14 protein-coding genes, 2 rRNA genes and 1 pseudogene are annotated in these 19,134 nt (G+C 59.4%); 5 read left to right on the plus strand and 12 right to left on the minus strand.

All coding sequences use genetic code 11. From position 1 onward, the window contains the following. The 3 genes from AC07UI_RS03585 to AC07UI_RS03595 form a co-directional block, all read left to right on the plus strand. Positions 1 to 2,543, plus strand: a 23S ribosomal RNA gene (locus AC07UI_RS03585); the annotation flags it as partial. 158 nt (positions 2,544 to 2,701) lie between these two features. Next, positions 2,702 to 2,817: ribosomal RNA gene (gene rrf, locus AC07UI_RS03590) — 5S ribosomal RNA — on the plus strand. Positions 2,818 to 3,052: 235 nt separating this feature from the next. Continuing rightward, positions 3,053 to 3,538: an adenosine-specific kinase gene (locus AC07UI_RS03595; RefSeq protein WP_494991184.1), complete on the plus strand. Its 486-nt coding sequence runs from the start codon at positions 3,053 to 3,055 to the stop codon at positions 3,536 to 3,538. A gap of 73 nt (positions 3,539 to 3,611) precedes the next feature. On the opposite strand, the gene AC07UI_RS03600 is transcribed toward AC07UI_RS03595, so the two are convergent. The 6 genes from AC07UI_RS03600 to glcD all read right to left on the minus strand — a co-directional run bounded on the left by AC07UI_RS03600 (position 3,612) and on the right by glcD (position 10,952). Further along, positions 3,612 to 4,376 (minus strand): alpha/beta hydrolase, encoded by a 765-nt coding sequence (locus AC07UI_RS03600; RefSeq protein WP_494991185.1) that lies wholly within the window; start codon positions 4,374 to 4,376, stop codon positions 3,612 to 3,614. 119 nt (positions 4,377 to 4,495) lie between these two features. Then, the gene (locus AC07UI_RS03605; protein WP_494991186.1) at positions 4,496 to 6,670 is read right to left on the minus strand and encodes a malate synthase G; all 2,175 of its coding nucleotides are present in this window, start codon (positions 6,668 to 6,670) and stop codon (positions 4,496 to 4,498) included. Positions 6,671 to 6,735: 65 nt separating this feature from the next. Beyond that, a complete protein-coding gene (locus tag AC07UI_RS03610) occupies positions 6,736 to 7,137 on the minus strand; it encodes a heme-binding protein (RefSeq protein ID WP_494991187.1) in 402 nt (133 codons plus the stop codon). 30 nt (positions 7,138 to 7,167) lie between these two features. Then, positions 7,168 to 8,385: a glycolate oxidase subunit GlcF gene (gene glcF / locus AC07UI_RS03615; RefSeq protein WP_494991188.1), complete on the minus strand. Its 1,218-nt coding sequence runs from the start codon at positions 8,383 to 8,385 to the stop codon at positions 7,168 to 7,170. A gap of 3 nt (positions 8,386 to 8,388) precedes the next feature. Continuing rightward, a complete protein-coding gene (gene glcE / locus AC07UI_RS03620) occupies positions 8,389 to 9,453 on the minus strand; it encodes a glycolate oxidase subunit GlcE (protein ID WP_494991189.1) in 1,065 nt (354 codons plus the stop codon). Then, positions 9,453 to 10,952, minus strand: coding sequence for a glycolate oxidase subunit GlcD (gene glcD / locus AC07UI_RS03625; protein ID WP_494991190.1), 1,500 nt, complete (start codon positions 10,950 to 10,952; stop codon positions 9,453 to 9,455). Before glcD ends, glcE begins: the two co-directional genes overlap by 1 nt. A gap of 233 nt (positions 10,953 to 11,185) precedes the next feature. On the opposite strand from glcD, the gene glcC reads away from it, so the two are divergent. Both glcC and AC07UI_RS03635 read left to right on the plus strand, forming a co-directional pair. Beyond that, complete coding sequence (gene glcC / locus AC07UI_RS03630; protein ID WP_494991191.1) at positions 11,186 to 11,950, plus strand: transcriptional regulator GlcC; 765 nt, start codon at positions 11,186 to 11,188, stop codon at positions 11,948 to 11,950. Positions 11,951 to 11,998: 48 nt separating this feature from the next. Next, on the plus strand, positions 11,999 to 12,166 hold the full coding sequence (locus tag AC07UI_RS03635; protein WP_494991713.1) for an OprD family outer membrane porin: 168 nt from the start codon (positions 11,999 to 12,001) through the stop codon (positions 12,164 to 12,166). 52 nt (positions 12,167 to 12,218) lie between these two features. Here the strand turns inward: AC07UI_RS03635 and AC07UI_RS03640 are convergent, their stop codons facing one another. The 6 genes and pseudogenes from AC07UI_RS03640 to AC07UI_RS03665 all read right to left on the minus strand — a co-directional run bounded on the left by AC07UI_RS03640 (position 12,219) and on the right by AC07UI_RS03665 (position 19,057). Next, a complete protein-coding gene (locus tag AC07UI_RS03640; protein ID WP_494991192.1) occupies positions 12,219 to 12,866 on the minus strand; it encodes a hypothetical protein in 648 nt (215 codons plus the stop codon). Next, complete coding sequence (locus AC07UI_RS03645; protein ID WP_494991193.1) at positions 12,863 to 14,059, minus strand: methyl-accepting chemotaxis protein; 1,197 nt, start codon at positions 14,057 to 14,059, stop codon at positions 12,863 to 12,865. Before AC07UI_RS03645 ends, AC07UI_RS03640 begins: the two co-directional genes overlap by 4 nt. A 655-nt stretch (positions 14,060 to 14,714) precedes the next feature. Next, a pseudogene (locus AC07UI_RS03650) lies at positions 14,715 to 15,149 on the minus strand (CBS domain-containing protein); the annotation flags it as partial. 46 nt (positions 15,150 to 15,195) lie between these two features. Next, entirely contained in the window at positions 15,196 to 15,591 is a 396-nt protein-coding gene (nirD, locus tag AC07UI_RS03655; RefSeq protein WP_494991194.1) for a nitrite reductase small subunit NirD, read from the minus strand. Then, positions 15,591 to 18,149 carry a nitrite reductase large subunit NirB gene (nirB, locus tag AC07UI_RS03660; RefSeq protein WP_494991195.1) on the minus strand — a complete coding sequence of 853 codons (2,559 nt, stop codon included), beginning with the start codon at positions 18,147 to 18,149 and terminating at the stop codon, positions 15,591 to 15,593. The genes nirD and nirB overlap by 1 nt, the downstream gene beginning before the upstream one ends. A 554-nt stretch (positions 18,150 to 18,703) precedes the next feature. Beyond that, positions 18,704 to 19,057, minus strand: coding sequence for a DUF2784 domain-containing protein (locus AC07UI_RS03665; protein ID WP_494991196.1), 354 nt, complete (start codon positions 19,055 to 19,057; stop codon positions 18,704 to 18,706). Positions 19,058 to 19,134 lie beyond the last annotated feature (77 nt).

Consider the following 19,134-nt stretch of genomic DNA (forward strand, 5'->3'; position numbering starts at 1 on the left):
GTCATGAAATCGAGTAGGACGGGGCACGAGAAACCTTGTCTGAATATGGGGGGACCATCCTCCAAGGCTAAATACTACTGACTGACCGATAGTGAACTAGTACCGTGAGGGAAAGGCGAAAAGAACCCCGGAGAGGGGAGTGAAATAGATCCTGAAACCGTATGCGTACAAGCAGTGGGAGCCCACTTTGTTGGGTGACTGCGTACCTTTTGTATAATGGGTCAGCGACTTATTTTCAGTGGCGAGCTTAACCGAATAGGGGAGGCGTAGCGAAAGCGAGTCTTAATAGGGCGTCTAGTCGCTGGGAATAGACCCGAAACCGGGCGATCTATCCATGGGCAGGTTGAAGGTTGGGTAACACTAACTGGAGGACCGAACCGACTACCGTTGAAAAGTTAGCGGATGACCTGTGGATCGGAGTGAAAGGCTAATCAAGCTCGGAGATAGCTGGTTCTCCTCGAAAGCTATTTAGGTAGCGCCTCATGTATCACTGTAGGGGGTAGAGCACTGTTTCGGCTAGGGGGTCATCCCGACTTACCAAACCGATGCAAACTCCGAATACCTACAAGTGCCGAGCATGGGAGACACACGGCGGGTGCTAACGTCCGTCGTGAAAAGGGAAACAACCCAGACCGTCAGCTAAGGTCCCAAAGTTATGGTTAAGTGGGAAACGATGTGGGAAGGCTTAGACAGCTAGGAGGTTGGCTTAGAAGCAGCCACCCTTTAAAGAAAGCGTAATAGCTCACTAGTCGAGTCGGCCTGCGCGGAAGATGTAACGGGGCTCAAACCATACACCGAAGCTACGGGTATCACTTAGGTGATGCGGTAGAGGAGCGTTCTGTAAGCCTGTGAAGGTGAGTTGAGAAGCTTGCTGGAGGTATCAGAAGTGCGAATGCTGACATGAGTAACGACAATGGGTGTGAAAAACACCCACGCCGAAAGACCAAGGTTTCCTGCGCAACGTTAATCGACGCAGGGTTAGTCGGTCCCTAAGGCGAGGCTGAAAAGCGTAGTCGATGGAAAACAGGTTAATATTCCTGTACTTCTGGTTATTGCGATGGAGGGACGGAGAAGGCTAGGCCAGCTTGGCGTTGGTTGTCCAAGTTTAAGGTGGTAGGCTGGACTCTTAGGTAAATCCGGGAGTCTAAGGCCGAGAGCTGATGACGAGTTATCTTTTAGATGACGAAGTGGTTGATGCCATGCTTCCAAGAAAAGCTTCTAAGCTTCAGGTAACCAGGAACCGTACCCCAAACCGACACAGGTGGTTGGGTAGAGAATACCAAGGCGCTTGAGAGAACTCGGGTGAAGGAACTAGGCAAAATGGCACCGTAACTTCGGGAGAAGGTGCGCCGGTGAGGGTGAAGGACTTGCTCCGTAAGCCCATGCCGGTCGAAGATACCAGGCCGCTGCGACTGTTTATTAAAAACACAGCACTCTGCAAACACGAAAGTGGACGTATAGGGTGTGACGCCTGCCCGGTGCCGGAAGGTTAATTGATGGGGTTAGCTAACGCGAAGCTCTTGATCGAAGCCCCGGTAAACGGCGGCCGTAACTATAACGGTCCTAAGGTAGCGAAATTCCTTGTCGGGTAAGTTCCGACCTGCACGAATGGCGTAACGATGGCGGCGCTGTCTCCACCCGAGACTCAGTGAAATTGAAATCGCTGTGAAGATGCAGTGTATCCGCGGCTAGACGGAAAGACCCCGTGAACCTTTACTATAGCTTTGCACTGGACTTTGAATTTGCTTGTGTAGGATAGGTGGGAGGCTTTGAAGCGTGGACGCCAGTCTGCGTGGAGCCATCCTTGAAATACCACCCTGGCAACTTTGAGGTTCTAACTCAGGTCCGTTATCCGGATCGAGGACAGTGTATGGTGGGTAGTTTGACTGGGGCGGTCTCCTCCTAAAGAGTAACGGAGGAGTACGAAGGTGCGCTCAGACCGGTCGGAAATCGGTCGTAGAGTATAAAGGCAAAAGCGCGCTTGACTGCGAGACAGACACGTCGAGCAGGTACGAAAGTAGGTCTTAGTGATCCGGTGGTTCTGTATGGAAGGGCCATCGCTCAACGGATAAAAGGTACTCCGGGGATAACAGGCTGATACCGCCCAAGAGTTCATATCGACGGCGGTGTTTGGCACCTCGATGTCGGCTCATCACATCCTGGGGCTGAAGCCGGTCCCAAGGGTATGGCTGTTCGCCATTTAAAGTGGTACGCGAGCTGGGTTTAGAACGTCGTGAGACAGTTCGGTCCCTATCTGCCGTGGACGTTTGAGATTTGAGAGGGGCTGCTCCTAGTACGAGAGGACCGGAGTGGACGAACCTCTGGTGTTCCGGTTGTCACGCCAGTGGCATTGCCGGGTAGCTATGTTCGGAATAGATAACCGCTGAAAGCATCTAAGCGGGAAACTAGCCTCAAGATGAGATCTCACTGGAACCTTGAGTTCCCTGAAGGGCCGTCGAAGACTACGACGTTGATAGGTTGGGTGTGTAAGCGCTGTGAGGCGTTGAGCTAACCAATACTAATTGCCCGTGAGGCTTGACCATATAACACCCAAGCAATTTGTTGACTCGAGAGAGCACCAGATTGCGGTGTGTGAAGACGAAACGAACCGAAAGTTCGAGAGACTTGCGAAACACCGAAGCTATCACATACCCAATTTGCTGAAGCGCGGCCAACAGGCCACGACTCGGTACCCGAATTTCTTGACGACCATAGAGCATTGGAACCACCTGATCCCATCCCGAACTCAGCAGTGAAACGATGCATCGCCGATGGTAGTGTGGGGTTTCCCCATGTGAGAGTAGGTCATCGTCAAGATTAACTTCCGAAACCCCTATCTGCATCTGCAGGTAGGGGTTTTGTTTTGCGCGCGATTTGTCGGCGCGGGCTGGCTCGCGATGGCGATTTCGAAGACGCCATGGCGCGCACTCGGGCGTCGACCGGCTGCTCCTGCAGAGACTCCAGCCTGGCTTGGGCCAGAGACAGCCGATGGACACAGACATGGCAAATGAATAGCTATGCTTAGTCAACATCGGAAAAGGAGTAGATTGAAATGCAACTCATCACTGTGAAAATCGATAAGTCGGAAGCTACGAACTTCATTTTTGGTCAGACGCATTTCATCAAGTCCGTCGAGGATATCCACGAAGCGTTGGTAGGTGCCGTGCCAGGTATCAAGTTTGGCGTGGCCTTTTGTGAAGCCTCTGGCAAATGCCTGGTGCGATGGTCTGGCACCGATACCGCCATGATCGAACTTGCCCGGAAGAATGCGAAAGCCATTGCCGCAGGCCATAGCTTCATCATTTTTCTCGGGGACGGTTTTTATCCGCTGAACGTGTTGAACACAGTCAAAATGGTGCCAGAGGTATGCCGCATTTTTTGCGCAACAGCCAATCCAACTGAGGTGATTCTTGCTGAAACGGAGCAGGGTCGAGCGGTCCTGGGCGTAGTGGATGGTTTCTGTGCCAGTGACATAGAAGGCGACGAAGACATCCTTTGGCGCAAGAGCTTGTTGCGACAGATCGGCTACAAGCTATGAGTGAAGACCAGGCACTGTGTAGCGGCCCAATGATGCCTGGACAACGTAGCTCCCTGCTCATCAAGCAGGTCGATTACAGCCCGCTGCCGAGCACTTTCAAGTATTGAGGGCTTTGCGATATTGAGTTGTGGCCAGTGCCCGGAATGACCTTGAACGAGGCCACGCCAGTGGGGAAATGTGCGTAGAGTTTCTCGGTATTTGAACGCGGTACGATCTCGTCGTGTTCAGCCGCGATCAACAGCGTAGGGACAGTGATTCCAGCGGCATATTTCCACGATTGAAACTTGTCCTTTAGCAGCCACCTCACTGGAAAAAAGGGCATTTTTATCGCGGCGAGATCTTCCAGGCTGCTGTACGGCGTGATCAGGATCAGGCGCGATGCCGGCCGCTGGCTCGCAAGGTGAATGGCGACGCCCGTACCTAAACTACGCCCCACAACCACCGTATTGGGGTGGTCGGCGTGGACCATATCAAACAAGGCCAGGGCATCGCGCTGGAGGGTCTCCTCGGAGGGGGATCCGGAGCTTCCACCGAATCCTCTGTAGTTAAGCAGGTAGATCGCCTGATTCGGGAAGGCTTGCGAAAAGTCGGGCAGGTTCAGCGAGACATCCTCGGCATTGCCTCCGAAGTAGATCAGCGCATCCGGACCGTCGTGGGGTCTGGTTGAGACCAACACTTGGGCGTCGGCTACAGGCAGCTTGAGAATCGTTGCGGGGATACCCATGGTGCGAGGCTGCGGAAAGTAGATGAGGGCACGCTGAAACACGAACAAGGCGGCACACAACCCAAGGTACGAGGCTGCAACCAATGCGAGGAGCAATACGACGGTTCGCGGCATGTGGCTGACTTCTTTCAGGGGGCACCCATCCGAGGTGTAACGCAACATGGAAAGCTGGCGCAGGCCGCGAAAGTGTAGTGCAGTCGTTGAGCTGGCAGGTTTTTAGAGTTCACTCGGCGTCAACCTTGTTTGAAGGCGATGCGGAACTTATGCAGCAGCGGCTCGGTATAGCCGCTCGGTTGTTCGCATCCGTTGAAAACCAGCGCACAGGCTGCCTGAAAGGCCCGCGATCGCTCGAAGTCGATTGCCATGGCTTGGTAGTGCGGCTCTGCGGCGTTCTGCTGGTCGACGACCTGAGCCATGCGTTGCAGGATCTTCAGGGTCTGCGTTCGGTCGATCACACCATGCCTCAGCCAGTTGGCGATGTGCTGGCTGGAAATGCGCAGGGTCGCGCGATCTTCCATCAGCCCGACATCATGAATGTCCGGGACCTTGGAGCAACCGATACCTTGCTCGATCCAGCGCACGACATAGCCGAGCAGACCCTGGGCGTTGTTTTCGACTTCCTCTTGAATCTCCTCGGCGGACCACCGGCCAATAGTGGCAACCGGAACGCTGAGCAGATCATTGAGAATTTCCTCACTGACGGCGGACAGATCTATCTGCTCCAATGCTTCTTGAACCGCGCGCACATCGACCTTGTGATAGTGCAGCGCGTGCAGGGTGGCAGCCGTAGGCGAGGGGACCCAGGCGGTGTTGGCCCCGGCTTTGGGGTGGGCAATCTTCTGTTCGAGCATGTCGGCCATCCGGTCGGGCATTGCCCACATGCCTTTGCCGATTTGCGCGCGACCCCGCAGGCCGCAGGCCAGGCCGACCAGTACGTTGTTGCGTTCGTAGGCCTGAATCCACGCGCTGTTCTTCATCTCGCCCTTGCGCAGCATGGCGCCGGCTTCCATGGCGGTATGCATCTCGTCACCGGTGCGGTCGAGGAAACCGGTATTGATAAAAGCCACGCGCGAAGAGGCGGCCGCAATACAGGCTTTCAGGTTGACGCTGGTGCGTCGCTCTTCGTCCATGATCCCCATCTTCAGGGTATTGCGCTCAAGCCTGAGCAGATCCTCGATACGACTGAATAACAACTCGGCAAACGCCACTTCGGCGGGGCCGTGCATCTTCGGTTTGACAATGTAGACGCTGCCGGTGCGCGAGTTGCCGCGGCGCTGCAGGTCATGCAAGGCAATCAGACTGGTGACTACGCCATCGAGGATGCCTTCCGGGATCTCCACGCCGTCGCTGTCGAGAATCGCCGGGCTGGTCATCAGATGGCCGACATTGCGGATAAAGAGCAGTGAGCGACCGTGCAGCGTCAGAGTGCTGCCGTCGACGGCGGTGTATTTGCGATCCGGGTTGAGGCGTCGGGTGATGCGTTTGCCATTCTTTTCCAGGTCTTCCCTGAGGTCGCCTTTCATCAAACCCAACCAGTTGCGATACACCTGCACTTTGTCAGCGGCGTCGACAGCGGCGACGGAGTCTTCGCAATCGATAATGGTCGAGAGCGCCGCCTCCATCAGCAGGTCCTTCACTCCTGCGTTGTCGGCACGACCAATCGTACTGTCCGGGTCGATCTGGATTTCTACGTGCAGGCCGTTGTTCTTCAGCAGGATAGCTGTGGGTTGCAGCGCCTGGCCTTGGTAACCGACATATTTTTCAGGCTGCAAGAGTGCGCTCCGGCTGCCATTTTTCAGGGTCACTTGCAGTTGACCTGACTCAACGCGGTAGCTGCTCACATCTGCATGAGAGCCATTGCTCAGTGGCATGGCTTCATCGAGAAAAGCGCGGGCAAAGGCGATGACCCTGGCTCCACGGACCGGGTTGTAGGTCGTGCCTGCCTCGGCGCTACCTTCATTGGAAAGCACATCGGTGCCATACAGTGCGTCATACAGCGAACCCCAGCGGGCATTGGCCGCATTCAGTGCATAGCGAGCATTCACCGCAGGGACCACCAATTGCGGGCCGGCCTGAGTGCTGATCTCTATATCGACATTACGGGTGCTGGCCTGCACTTGGGCGGGTTGCGGCTGCAAGTAGCCAATGGCGGTGAGAAAGCTGCGATAGGCCGGCATGTCAGTCACAGGTCCCGGGTGGGCACGGTGCCAAGTGTTGAGTTCGCTCTGCAGACGATCGCGCTCGGCGAGCAACGCCCGGTTTTGCGGGGCCAGTTCATGCACCAGAGCATCGAAGCCGCTCCAGAAGGTTTCCTGGTCGAGGCCGGTGCCTGGCAGCACTTCCTCATCGACGAACCGTTGCAGGGTCGCTGCCACTTTAAGGCGCTGGCAGTTGACGAAATCGGACATCACACAGTCTCCATCAGAGGTTGTCGATTCAGCGCAAAGCGCTGTTGGTTCAGTGAAGGGCCGGTTCAATTCAGGCATTGGGCGCCGGCTCTGGCGACTTGGGCATCCTGTTCGGCTTTCACTCCCGACACCCCGACCGCACCGATCACTTGCCCATCGACGATGATCGGCACGCCGCCTTCCAGCGAGGTCAGCAGCGGCGCCGAAAGAAAGGCGCTGCGACCTCCGTTGACCATGTCCTCATAGCCCTTGGATTCACGGCGGCCCAGGGCCGAGGTGCGGGCTTTCTCCGTGGCGATATAGGCGCTGATCGCTGCGCAGCCATCGAGACGCTCAAGGGCCAGTGGGTGACCGCCGTCATCGACGATGGCGATGGTCACCGCCCATTGATTGTTCTGTGCTTCAGTGCGCGCGGCGGCCAGGATCTGACTGACTTCGCTCTGGCTCAATACGGCTTTGGTTCTCATGGGGTTCTCCAATGGACGCTGTTCGTTCGGTTAAGGCAGGGCTTCTTCGACCAGTTCGATCCAGTGCCTGACAGGGGTTCGGCCGGCACCGTCGAGGTGGGTCTGACAGCCGATGTTGGCGGTGGCAATCACCTCGGGTTTTCCGCTTTCCAGTGCATTGAGCTTGTTGTCGCGCAGTTGTCGGGACAGTTCGGGTTGGGTCAGCGAATAGGTGCCCGCCGAGCCGCAGCACAAATGGCTGTCCGGGACTGGCGTGAGGTTGAAGCCCAGGCGAGTCAGCAACTCTTCTACCGCGCCGCCGAGCTTTTGTGCGTGCTGCAAGGTGCAGGGGCAGTGGAAGGCCAGACGCATGGTGGCGCTGATCTTGAGTTGCTCCAGCGGCTCCTCACGCAGCACTTCCACCAGATCCCTGGCCAGGGCGCTGACCCGTTTGGCCTTGGCTGCATAGGCCGGATCGTTTGTGAGCAGATGGCCGTAGTCCTTGATGAAGGCTCCGCAACCGCTGGCCGTCTGCACAATGGCTTCGGCACCGTTTTCGATGCTCGGCCACCAGGCGTCGATATTGCGCCGAGCGCGATTGAGGCCGGCCTCTTGGGCGTTCAAGTGATAGTCCACGGCACCGCAGCATCCGGCCTGGCTGATCGGCGTGACGCTGATTCCCAGGCGGTCCAGGACTCGTGCAGTGGCGGCATTGGTATTGGGTGACAGGCTCGGTTGCACGCAGCCCTCGAGCATCAGCACATGCCGCGTGTGCTGCGTCGTCGGTCGTGGCTTGGCGGGGTGCACAGTGCGCGGCAACTTGACCTTGAGTACCTCAGGCAACAGCGGGCGAAAGGTTTCGCCGGTATTGATCAGCGTCTTGAACAGCCCCGGGTTAGGTACCACCGCTCGCAGACTCTCGCGTAGCAAGCGCTGGCCGAGAGGACGTGGCACGGCCTCGTCGACCACCGCGCGGCCGATGTCCAGCAGGTTGTGATAGTCCACGCCGGAGGGGCAGGTGGTTTCACAGTTGCGGCACGACAGGCAACGGTCCAGGTGCAGTTGGGTCTTCTCGGTGACCTCGTTGCCTTCCAGCACTTGCTTGATCAGGTAGATACGCCCGCGAGGGCCGTCCAGTTCATCGCCGAGCAGTTGATAGGTCGGGCAGGTGGCGTTGCAGAAGCCGCAATGTACGCAGGTGCGCAGAATGCTATCTGCTTCTTCGGCGCGCGGCAGGCGTTTGGCCTGTTCACTTAAGGTGGTCTGCATGGTTCAGAGCTCCGCGTACATTCGACCCGGGTTGAAGATCCCTTGCGGGTCCAGTTGCGCTTTGAGTTGGCGGTGATAGCGCAGCAGCACGGGGGACAGCGGCTGGAAAGGGCTGTCGATCAGTCCGTGGCTGTAGCAGGTGGCATGACCGCCGGCCTCATGGGCAATCGAGCGAATAACGGCAGCATCGGCGTCGGATTTCAGCCAGCGTTGGGCGCCGCCCCAATCGATCAGCTGCTCGCCGGGCAGATCAAGAATGCCGGTATTGTTGGGCACTGACAGGCGCCACAGTGGCTGACCTTCGTCGAAAAAGGCCAGACGCTGTTCATTCAGTTCGCCCCAATAACCGGGGTCGAGCCATTCGCCGCCGAGACGATCATGGGCGGCCGTCACCGACCCTTCGCCCCCTTCCAGGCGCAGATGCAAACGCTGGCCGTCATGGCAGGCGGCGCTGATGGGAAGGGGTTGCTGGCCCCATTCGGCAAGCCTTGCCAAGGCGTGCGCGCGGTCCATTTCCAGCGAGATACTGATGCACCGGCGGGGCTTGGGCAGGACCTTTAACGACACTTCTGTGAGCAGGCCAAGACATCCGTAACTGCCCACCAGCAAGCGCGACAGATCGTAACCGGCGACGTTTTTCATGACCTCGCCACCGAAGCGCAGGTGTTTGCCCAAGCCTGTGATCACGCGGGTGCCGAGAACGAAATCACGCACCGAGCCGGACCAGGGCCGGCGCGGGCCGGACAAACCGGCGGCGACCATGCCGCCCAGCGTCGCACCCTCACCAAACGACGGCGGTTCGCAGGGCAGCATCTGGCCGGCTGCCTCCAGGGCTGCGGACAGATCGGCCAAAGGCGTGCCCGCCCGCGCGGTGATTACCAGTTCGGTCGGGTCGTAGCTGACGATGCCGCAATGACCGCGAGTGTCGAGCACTTCGCCTGCGACCGGGCGGCCGAGAAACGCCTTGCTGTTGGAACCCTGGATCAGCAACGGCGTGGCATTGTTCAGCGCCTGGATGACCTGTTCCAGCAGCGCAGCGCTGCCGTCGACATTCTGTTCGACATACATCAAAAACGCTCCAGTTCAGGGAAGGGCAACTGGCCCAGGTGCACATGCATGGCACCGAATTCGGCGCAGCGGTGCAGGGTCGGAATGTTCTTGCCGGGATTGAGCAGACCGCTGGGGTCGAAGGCGGCTTTCACTGCGTGGAACAGGGTCAACTCATCGCTGTTGAACTGGGCGCACATCTGGTTGATTTTCTCGCGGCCGACACCGTGCTCGCCGGTGATGCTGCCGCCGACCTTGACGCACAGTTCGAGGATCTTGCCGCCGAGGGTCTCGGCACGCTCCAGCTCACCGGGCTGATTGGCATCGAACAGAATCAGCGGGTGCATGTTGCCGTCACCGGCGTGAAACACGTTGGCGACCCTCAGGTCGTATTCGGCGGCCAGAGTGGAGATGCCTTTGAGCACGCCGGGGAGTTCACGCCGCGGGATTGTCCCGTCCATGCAGTAGTAGTCCGGCGAGAGCCGTCCTACCGCCGGAAAGGCATTCTTGCGTCCGGCCCAGAACCGCACCCGCTCGGCTTCGTCGCGGGCCTGACGCACTTCGGTGGCACCCGCGCGCTCAAGTACGGCACGAACCCGGTCACACTCATCGTGGACGTCCGCTTCAACCCCATCGAGTTCGCACAGCAGAATGGCTTCGGCGTCTACCGGGTAGCCGGCATGAATGAAATCTTCGGCCGCGCGAATCGCCAGGTTGTCCATCATCTCCAGGCCGCCGGGAATGATGCCTTTGGCAATGATGTCGCCGACCGCGCGTCCGGCTTTTTCCACGGAGTCGAACGCGGCCAGCAGCACTTTGGCGATTTGCGGTTTGGGCAGCAGTTTGACTGTGACTTCGGTGATGATCCCGAGCATGCCTTCGGAGCCGGTGAACAGCGCCAGCAGGTCAAAACCCGGCGAGTCGAGGGCCTCGGAGCCCAGAGTCAGTCGTTCGCCTTCGACCGTGAGGATTTCAACCTTGAGCAGGTTATGCACGGTCAGTCCGTACTTGAGGCAATGCACGCCACCGGCGTTTTCGGCCACATTGCCGCCGATGGAGCAGGCGATCTGCGAGGAAGGATCCGGCGCGTAATACAAGCCGAAGGGGGCGGCAGCCTGGGAGATCGCCAGATTGCGTACGCCAGGTTGAACACGGGCGCTGCGCGCTGCGGGGTCGATGTGCAGGATCGTGTTGAAACGCGCCATCACCAGTAGCACGCCTTTTTCCAACGGCAATGCACCTGCGGAAAGCCCGGTCCCGGCACCGCGTGCGACTACCGGCACCTGGCGCTCATGGCAGAGTTTGAGCACGCCTTGTACCTGCTCGATGTGCCGGGGCAGCACCACCAGCATCGGCGTGGTGCGGTAGGCAGACAGGCCGTCGCACTCGTAAGGCTTGAGATCTTCCTCGCGGTGCAGGATATCCAGATCGGGCAATCGCTCTTGCAGGGCCTGGAGTAGCGAGCCTTTATCGACGGCAGGCAGCGCACCGTCAACGCGTTCGTCGTAGAGAATGTTCATGGGTGGCTAACGACCCTGAGTTGCTTTTATTGGAGCTTGTTCACGGGAACAGCTAACTTGCATCATTGGCCTAAGGGGCCTTACTGTCCATGTGTTGTGAGGCTGGTCGAACCAGTTTTTTAGCGGATGGATTTTGTTACTTGTGATTAATATCAATATATTCAGTAAGTTAGTTGTGTTGTTTGATTTTATTGGCGTTTTCGCCATAACTGGTCATACCAGTTGGAGGTTGCATGAGCAACAGTGATTCGGGCCGTGCCCAGGTGGCGGACGTGGTGTGCGAACGCATCGAGCGTCTGATTGTCGATGGCGTACTGAAGACCGGTCAGCTCTTGCCTTCCGAACGACGGCTGACGGAAAAGCTCGGCGTTTCCCGCACCGCGCTGCGAGAAGGGCTTAAATTGCTGCGTGCCAGAGGAATCATCGAGACCGAACAGGGCAAGGGCTCGTTTGTCGCGCAGCTGTCGGGACATACCCCCACGTCGCCGTTGATGCATTTGTTCAGTTCACAGCCCCGCACCCTCTACGATCTGTTCGAGGTGCGTAGCCTCCTGGAAGGCGAGTCCGCCCGACTGGCCGCGTTGCGTGGCACCGATGCGGACTTCGTGCTGATCACCCGCAGCTATCAGGCATTGGTCGAGGCTCACACACAGTCACTCGATGCCTCGGCCCATGCACGGCTCGATCACGCGTTCCATCTGGCGATTTGCGAAGCCTCGCATAATCCGGTTTTGGTGCAGACCTTGCGCTCATTGACCGATCTGCTGCTCAACTCAGTCTTCGCCTCAGTCAACAACCTCTATCACCGCGAACCTCAAAAACGTCAGATCGACCGGCAGCACGCGCGGCTCTATAACGCCGTCACCGGCCGTTTGCCCGAGCAGGCGCGCAAGGCGGCCATCGCGCATATCCAGAGCATCTGCGAGAACCTCAAGGAAATCGAAAACGAAGAACAGCGCCTGGTGCGTTCCACGCTTCGGCTTGAGGGGTGGACGTGAACATGTGGCATATCGATCCGGTGTCTCTGCGGCTGTTCATTGCGGTCTGTGACGTATGACTTCGCTGCACTCGGCATTCCGGGGCTGACGTTCGGTCTGCGTTACGTCAAGGGTGACGATGTCGACGCCAGCCATATCAGTACCTCCCTGGCCGCCGGCCTGCGTGCCAGCGCCGATGAACATCGCGTGATTCTGAGCTACGTGTTCAATTTTTAAGCGCCAGGCTCTGCCGTTCACTTTCTCTTCCAGGGAGCCAGCCAACTTAACCTCAGTTCAGATCCCGGCGGATGGCATCGAGGCGTTCGTCGAGCAAGGGGGTGAGCAGGGCGTAGCACTGCGCCGGGTCGATGGACACTGTCGGGGCGTCGATCAGGCAACGCTGCAACCGTTCAAGAGCATTGCGCAGCGAGCCTTGAGCCTGCCTGAGTAAGCGTTCATGCAGGTACTGCAACTGGATCAGCATTTCCAAAGGGCAACTGCGAAAGGCGGCCGCGCGCACGGACAAACCGCGCAGCCGCCCCAGGTCTTCCAGTTCCCAGCAGCGTTCGGCGATGCTGGGTGGGGTCAGATTGAACGCACAACGATGCAGTTCAAGATGCTGGATGGCGCCGAGCAACTCTTGTAACAGCCGGCAGTGACCATCGAAATCCGCGGGGTCGCGGCGCAACACCTGCCAGGCTTGTCGTTGTGTCGCATACGGCCACGCTCTCCAGCCCTGGTCGAGCGAGTCGCCCAGAACCTGGCAGCGCAGGCGTGCCTCGCGGGTGGTCTGTCCACCGAGGCCGCGATGCTGCTGCAGGCCTTGCAGCAGGTCGAGGCCCAGCAAGAGTGCCTGTCGCAGGCCCGGGTCATCCTGTGGCAAGCGGGTTTGTCGGGATGGCTCGCCGTCGAGTATTTCGATGAGTGTTGAGTTCATGGGCGGCTTCCGACGGTGAGCTGGTTGAGATAGCGGGTCAGGTCGTGCAGCGCATGAGTCTGCGAGCTCTGTTCCTGCACAGCGCCATTGACCTGTTGCAACTGTTCGCTGAGGGCATGATTGGCTTGCTGGTGCTCACTGAGCGCCTGTTGCATGGCGCCAAGGTGCTGCAGATTGGACTGACTGCGTCGTGCCAGATTGTCGAGGTTGGCGGCGAGCTGCTCGCTCTGCTGGCTGCCTGCTTGCAGCAAGTCGCGGTGTTCTTTGACCTCGCCATCCACCAGGTGCACCGCCGTGGCAATCGCTGTTGCGGCCGTGGTGATCTCCTGGGTGGCCCGGTCGGTGGCCTGGGCCAGGCTGCGGACCTCTTCGGCGACCACGGCAAAACCACGACCGTGCTCGCCAGCGCGGGCAGCTTCGATGGAGGCGTTGAGTGCCAGCAACTGGGTCTGCTTGGCCAGCGCCTGGATGCTCTGCACCGTGCTCTCGACTGCGGCAGTGCGCTGCAGCAAGGCTTCCACGGCCTGTGCGGTATTGCCCAGGCTGTGCTGGATGGCGAGCATGCTGCCGCCCACGGCGCGCGCCTCCAGACAACCGGCGTCGCTCTGGGCATGGGCGTCGGCGAAGGCTGCCAGCGCACCTTGGGCCAAGGCGTCGATGCTGTGCAGGGTCTGATCGATCTGCTCGCTGGCGGCAGCGATCATAGCGATCCGTTGGCTCTGTTGCTCACCCTGGTCGCGGGCTTTTTGGGCCATCTGTTCCAGGGCGCGGCTGGCGAATTGCACTTCGCTACGCAAGCGTTCGCTGTTGCGCAATTGCATACTGCCGGCCATCAGTAGCGTCGCCGAATCGGCATCCCGGGGGCTGCGCAGTAGTCGTGCCAGTTCGGTGTTCCAGAACGTCTGCAGTCGGCGTAGGTGGCGCTCGCGCAGGTGCCAGGCGCAGCCCAGGTAGAGTACGCCAGGTATCAGGGTCAGTGCGCTGGCGGGCTGGTCGGCGAGCGCGAAACCGCAGGCGCCGAGGGCTAATCCAAGCGGTAACCAGGCGCCGATTCGACTGCGTTCGAGAAGGGCTCTACCGGGTTCGAACAATGCCTTGCCGAATGCCGTGCCTGTCGGGCGACGGGGTTTGCCGACCCCCTCGCTCCGGTTCGCTGCGGCGTGAGTCGAATGGAGCATTCCTTGAGCGGACATGGATAATCCTTACATTGCCAGGATGAAAGCAAAAACGGCGCACGCTCACCTTCCGCAATGCGGAGGAGGAGCGGACGCCGTTGCCCATGGTGTTTGCGAAGCCATCGCCGTTGATGGCTCATGCCTGGTTATCCCTTAGCAAATTGTCTGCCAGGCTTTGCTATCGACAGATCGCAGGAGTGTGCCCGGACAGTGAAAAGGGCGAATTCGCCGACAATCCGACGTTTGTCATTGGCAGATTTGCCTGATCGGCAGCTATTCAATGGGGACGGTGTATGCCCAAGCCACACCGAGAGTTCTGCAGCGCACAGCACACGGGTGACTCCGTCGCGCTGATAAGGGGCAGCAAGTCCGGGTCACCGACCGCGATGCACCTTGGCCGGGCAGTCGCCTTCAGGCTTTCATCAGGGTTTTTCTTCAGCCGATAGGCCAGGGCAGGGCGGGTCATGCTGAGTAAAGGCGATGCGTACTGGATGAAATTGACCGTGCCGTTTGAGCCTGATCACCGCAGGCTCTGTCTGGTGGTTTCAGAACATGCCCGTATCGCAAGATAGGGGCATTTTTGTATGCGCTGTTCAACTCACGGCAAGTGGCCGACTTCTGCCGCATGCATCTCAGGCGCTCGTGCGATGCCCACGACCGGGAGGCTCCATAGATCTCCGCGAATGTACTGTTCCAGTTGGCGGATCAGATCGGCCTGCTCGGTGATGGCTTCTTTAACCAGGTCGCCAATGGACAGCAGGCCCAGCAGTTGTCCGTTCTCCACCACCGGCAAGTGGCGCAGATGGCTGTCGGTCATGATGCCCATGCAAGTCTCGACGCTTTGACGGGAGTCCACTGTCACCACTGGCGCGCTCATGATGTCTCTGACGGGCGTGCCGACCGAGGAGCGCCCCTGGAGAACAATCTTGCGCGCGTAGTCGCGCTCGCTGATGACACCTACCACCTGGCCCCCCTCCATGACCGGTAGAGCCCCCACATTTTTTTCAGCCATCACTCTCAGCGCTTCCAGCACCATCTGATCCGGGGCGATGGTGTGGACCTGATTTTGCGTGGCTTTCAACTTCAATAGTTGTGCAACGGTCTTCATGGGGAACGCTCCTGTGAATGTCTACCTGCGGGCCGAGTCCTGTCACTCAAGCACTCGCGCTTACTCCAATCTCCACCACATCGCCGTTCAGCCGCACCGGCCAGACGCGCAGGCTTTGCTCCGGATACTCCAGGCAGCTGCCGTCTTCGAGACGGAAGTGCTGTTTGTACAGCGGCGAGGCAATCACCAGATCGCCCTTGAGGTTGCCGACGATACCTCGGCCAATGACATTGGCGCCTGACTTCGGGTCGCGGTTGTCGATGGCGTAAAGGGTTTTGTCCTGGGCATCGGGCAAGTGAAACAGCGCCACCTGGGCGCCATCGATCCAGGCGACGACACCTGAATTGGCGACCAGGTCGTGACGGCTGCACAGCGCCCGCCAGTGCGCAGGGCTTTCGCTGGCGCGGTGGGGTTCGATTCGGACGACGTTTGACTGGCTCATCAGAGCACCTCCTCGGTAACGGGAATCAGATGGAGTTCGGTGGCGTGCACCGGGCGACGCTGGCCGCGTTCCTTGACGAAATGGATATCCGGGTCGCCGCGTTCGTCATTGACGAAGGTGCGGAAACGCTTGAGCTTTTCCGGGTCATTGATGGCGTTGGCCCATTCGCATTCGTAACGGTCGATCACCAACTGCATCTGCGACTCCAATTCAGCACCCAGCCCCAGGCTGTCCTCGATGATCACCTCCTTGAGGTAGTCCAGGCCGCCTTCCAGGCTCTCGCGCCAGACCGAGGTGCGCTGCAGTTTGTCGGCAGTACGGATGTAGAACATCAGGAACCGGTCGATGTAGCGCAGCAGGGTGTCGTCATCCAGGTCGGTGGCCAGCAGCTCGGCGTGACGCGGGCGCATGCCGCCATTGCCGCAGACGTAGAGATTCCAGCCTTTCTCGGTGGCGATCACACCGATGTCCTTGCTCTGCGCTTCGGCGCATTCGCGGGTGCAGCCGGACACTGCAAGCTTGAATTTATGCGGCGCGCGCAGGCCCTTGTAGCGGTTCTCCAGAATCAGCGCCATGCCAACGCTGTCCTGCACGCCGTAGCGGCACCAGGTGCTGCCGACACAGGATTTCACCGTGCGCAACGACTTGCCGTAGCCGTGGCCGGTCTCGAAACCGGCCTCGATCAGCTCGCCCCAGATGTCCGGCAGTTGATGCAGTTGGGCGCCGAACAGGTCGATGCGCTGGCCGCCGGTGATCTTGGTGTAGAGGTCATATTTTTTCGCCACGGCGCCGAGGGCGATCAGTTTGTCCGGGGTGATCTCGCCGGCGGCGATGCGCGGGATGATCGAATAGGTGCCGTTCTTCTGCATGTTCGCCATGAAGGTGTCGTTGGTGTCCTGCAAGGGCACCAAGGACGGATCCATGATCGGCTGGTTCCAGCACGAGGCGAGAATCGAGCCCACCGCGGGTTTGCAGATATCGCAACCGGTGTGGCCACGGCCGTGCTTGGCCAGCATCTCGTCGAAGCTGATGATCCCTTCCACCCGCACCAGGGCGTACAGCTCCTGGCGGGTGTGGGCGAAGTGTTCGCACAGGCTTTTGTCAACGGCGACGCCACGGGCGCTGAGTTCATGCTCGAAGACTTGTTTGAGCAGCGCGCTGCAACCGCCGCAACCGGTGCCGGCCTTGGTCTTGCCCTTGAGTTCGCCCAGATCGGTGCAGCCGGCGTCGATCGCACAGCACACCGCGCCCTTGGTGACGTTATGGCAGGAGCAGAGGGTGGCGGTGTCCGGCAGCGCATCTGCGCCCAGTGTCGGAGCGCCGTCCGACAGCGGCAGGATCAGGCTGGACGGGTCCTTGGGCAGCGCGATGCCGTTCTGCGCGTACTGGAGGAGGGTGTCGTAGTAACTGTTGTCGCCGATCAGCACTGCGCCGAGCACGTGCTTGCCGTCAGCGGAGACCACCAGGCGCCGATAGCTGGCGCTGGCTTCGTCGATGAAGCGGTAGCTTTTGGCTCCGGGTGTGGTCGCGTGAGCATCGCCGATCGAACCGACATCGACGCCCAGCAGCTTGAGCTTGGTCGACATGTCTGCGCCGGTAAAAGGCTCGTAGTGCTGACCGGCCAAATTTGCGGCAACGTTACGCGCCATGCTGTAGCCCGGCGCGACCAGGCCAAAGATGCTGCCGTTCCAGGACGCACACTCGCCGATGGCGAAGATGTCGGGGTCGCTGGTGCGGCAATGATTGTCGACCACCAGACCGCCGCGGATTGCCACCTCCAGTCCAGCGCTGCGACCGACAGCGTCCTGGGGGCGGATGCCGGCGGAGAATACGATCAGGTCGGTTTCAAGGAACTCGCCATCGTTGAAGTTCATGCGGTAGGCATATTCTTCACCAATGACGATCTCCTGGGTCGCTCGCGAAAGGTGCACGCCGACACCCAAGGCCTCGATCCGTGCCCGCAGCGCCTCGCCGCCGCTGGCGTCCAGTTGCACCGGCATCAGTTGTGGGGCGAACTCGACGACATGGGCTTCCAGCCCCAGGGATTTCAAGGCGTTGGCGGCTTCAAGACCAAGCAGACCGCCACCTACCACCACACCACGACGGGCATGGGTGGCGGCTTCGCGGATCGCGTCGAGGTCGTCCAGGGTGCGGTAGACCAGCCGCGAACGTCCCTCGGCGCCGGGGATCGGCGGCACAAAGGGATAGGAACCGGTGGCCAGCACCAGGCGGTCATAAGCCTGGCGTCCGGCGCTGGTGACCACTTCCTTATGCTCACGGTCGATTTCAAGTACCTGAACCCCGAGGTGCAACTGCACGCCATGGCGGGCATACAGATCGGCATCGCCAAGGGCGAGGGACTCGGCATCACGGCCGCCGAAATACTCTGAGAGGTGTACGCGGTCGTAGGCACGCTGACGCTCCTCACCGAACACATGCACGTGATAGTGGGCGAGTGCACCGCGCTCGATCAGTTGCTCGACACAATGGTGGCCGACCATGCCGTTGCCGATAACGACCAGTGTTTCGCTTTTGATCGGGGTGACGATAGCGTTCATAGCCTTTCCTCTGTCGAAGCCGCTGCCTTGGCATGGCCAGAAAAAAACCAAAAAAAAAACGCCTGGAGCCGTTTAGCAGCTCCAGGCGTCTTTGCCTGGTATTCATTGATGTCTGGTGGGGTGATTAACCGAGGCCGCGCTGCCTGGTTCACCCGTCCCATGCCTGTTGAGGCGGGTGGTCGGCGGTGACCACTTGGGACGCCCGCCGGAGAGTTCGGCGGGTTTGTCAGTAGAAGAGCAGATTTCATGCCAGTTCCGGCGCGCGGTATTTTGATCCCGGGAAACGGTTAGCGGCGCAGGGGATGAAACGCTACAACGCGGGCTTCTCAGGAACTCTTGAAGACACCCATTGGCTTCGCCCGGCCAGTTATCACCCAGGCGCATTGAACCAGAAGGGTGCGAATTACTAGTCCGGTTCCTTTTTTGGGGCAAATCTGGTTCGGGATGCGTTTGCGGCTCATCTGTAGCCGTTAGCGAAGGCCGTGTGCAGTCGTATTTTTGTGGCTTGCGACAACGCCACTGGATCAGAACGCGTATTGCACACCTGTCTCCTTTCACTGCCTCAGCAGCAACAGGTAGACGAGCACATTGACCACCAGCACCAGAGCGCCCAGCCATACCTGTATGCCAGGTGTCAGCCCGGCCGGATAAATCAGCGGCCACAGATAATGCTCAACGAAACTGGCACCATGGCCGGCTTCTCCGGCGGCCAGACGCAGGTGGTTTTCCCATCCGGTCAACGGGCAGGGCCACTGGAAGCCCTCGACCGCCGCGCCCCAAGCCACAGCGGGCAAGTGCCACCAGCACAGGTGGCGCCATTTGAGCACCAGTAGCCCGCCGCACAGCACGAAGAGAATGAACAGCAAATGGAGCAGCACCAGCCCGTCGGCGGCTATGCGATAGAACATGTCGACTCCGTCGTTTCCGGATGCAGAGGCAGGCCATGCCGTTGCACACCCTTGAGGTATCGAGACAGGTGTTTGGA

This window comes from Pseudomonas sp. GW821-FHT04C07, assembly GCF_059420325.1.

Excerpts from the sequence above, each read along its gene's own strand:
- AC07UI_RS03595 (WP_494991184.1), top strand. The coding sequence starts at position 3,053 with ATGCAACTCATCACTGTGAAAATCGATAAGTCGGAAGCTACGAACTTC.
- AC07UI_RS03600 (WP_494991185.1), bottom strand. The coding sequence starts at position 4,376 with ATGCCGCGAACCGTCGTATTGCTCCTCGCATTGGTTGCAGCCTCGTAC.
- AC07UI_RS03605 (WP_494991186.1), bottom strand. The coding sequence starts at position 6,670 with ATGTCCGATTTCGTCAACTGCCAGCGCCTTAAAGTGGCAGCGACCCTG.
- AC07UI_RS03610 (WP_494991187.1), bottom strand. The coding sequence starts at position 7,137 with ATGAGAACCAAAGCCGTATTGAGCCAGAGCGAAGTCAGTCAGATCCTG.
- glcF (WP_494991188.1), bottom strand. The coding sequence starts at position 8,385 with ATGCAGACCACCTTAAGTGAACAGGCCAAACGCCTGCCGCGCGCCGAA.
- glcE (WP_494991189.1), bottom strand. The coding sequence starts at position 9,453 with ATGTATGTCGAACAGAATGTCGACGGCAGCGCTGCGCTGCTGGAACAG.
- glcD (WP_494991190.1), bottom strand. The coding sequence starts at position 10,952 with ATGAACATTCTCTACGACGAACGCGTTGACGGTGCGCTGCCTGCCGTC.
- glcC (WP_494991191.1), top strand. The coding sequence starts at position 11,186 with ATGAGCAACAGTGATTCGGGCCGTGCCCAGGTGGCGGACGTGGTGTGC.
- AC07UI_RS03640 (WP_494991192.1), bottom strand. The coding sequence starts at position 12,866 with ATGAACTCAACACTCATCGAAATACTCGACGGCGAGCCATCCCGACAA.
- AC07UI_RS03645 (WP_494991193.1), bottom strand. The coding sequence starts at position 14,059 with ATGTCCGCTCAAGGAATGCTCCATTCGACTCACGCCGCAGCGAACCGG.
- nirD (WP_494991194.1), bottom strand. The coding sequence starts at position 15,591 with ATGAGCCAGTCAAACGTCGTCCGAATCGAACCCCACCGCGCCAGCGAA.
- nirB (WP_494991195.1), bottom strand. The coding sequence starts at position 18,149 with ATGAACGCTATCGTCACCCCGATCAAAAGCGAAACACTGGTCGTTATC.
- AC07UI_RS03665 (WP_494991196.1), bottom strand. The coding sequence starts at position 19,057 with ATGTTCTATCGCATAGCCGCCGACGGGCTGGTGCTGCTCCATTTGCTG.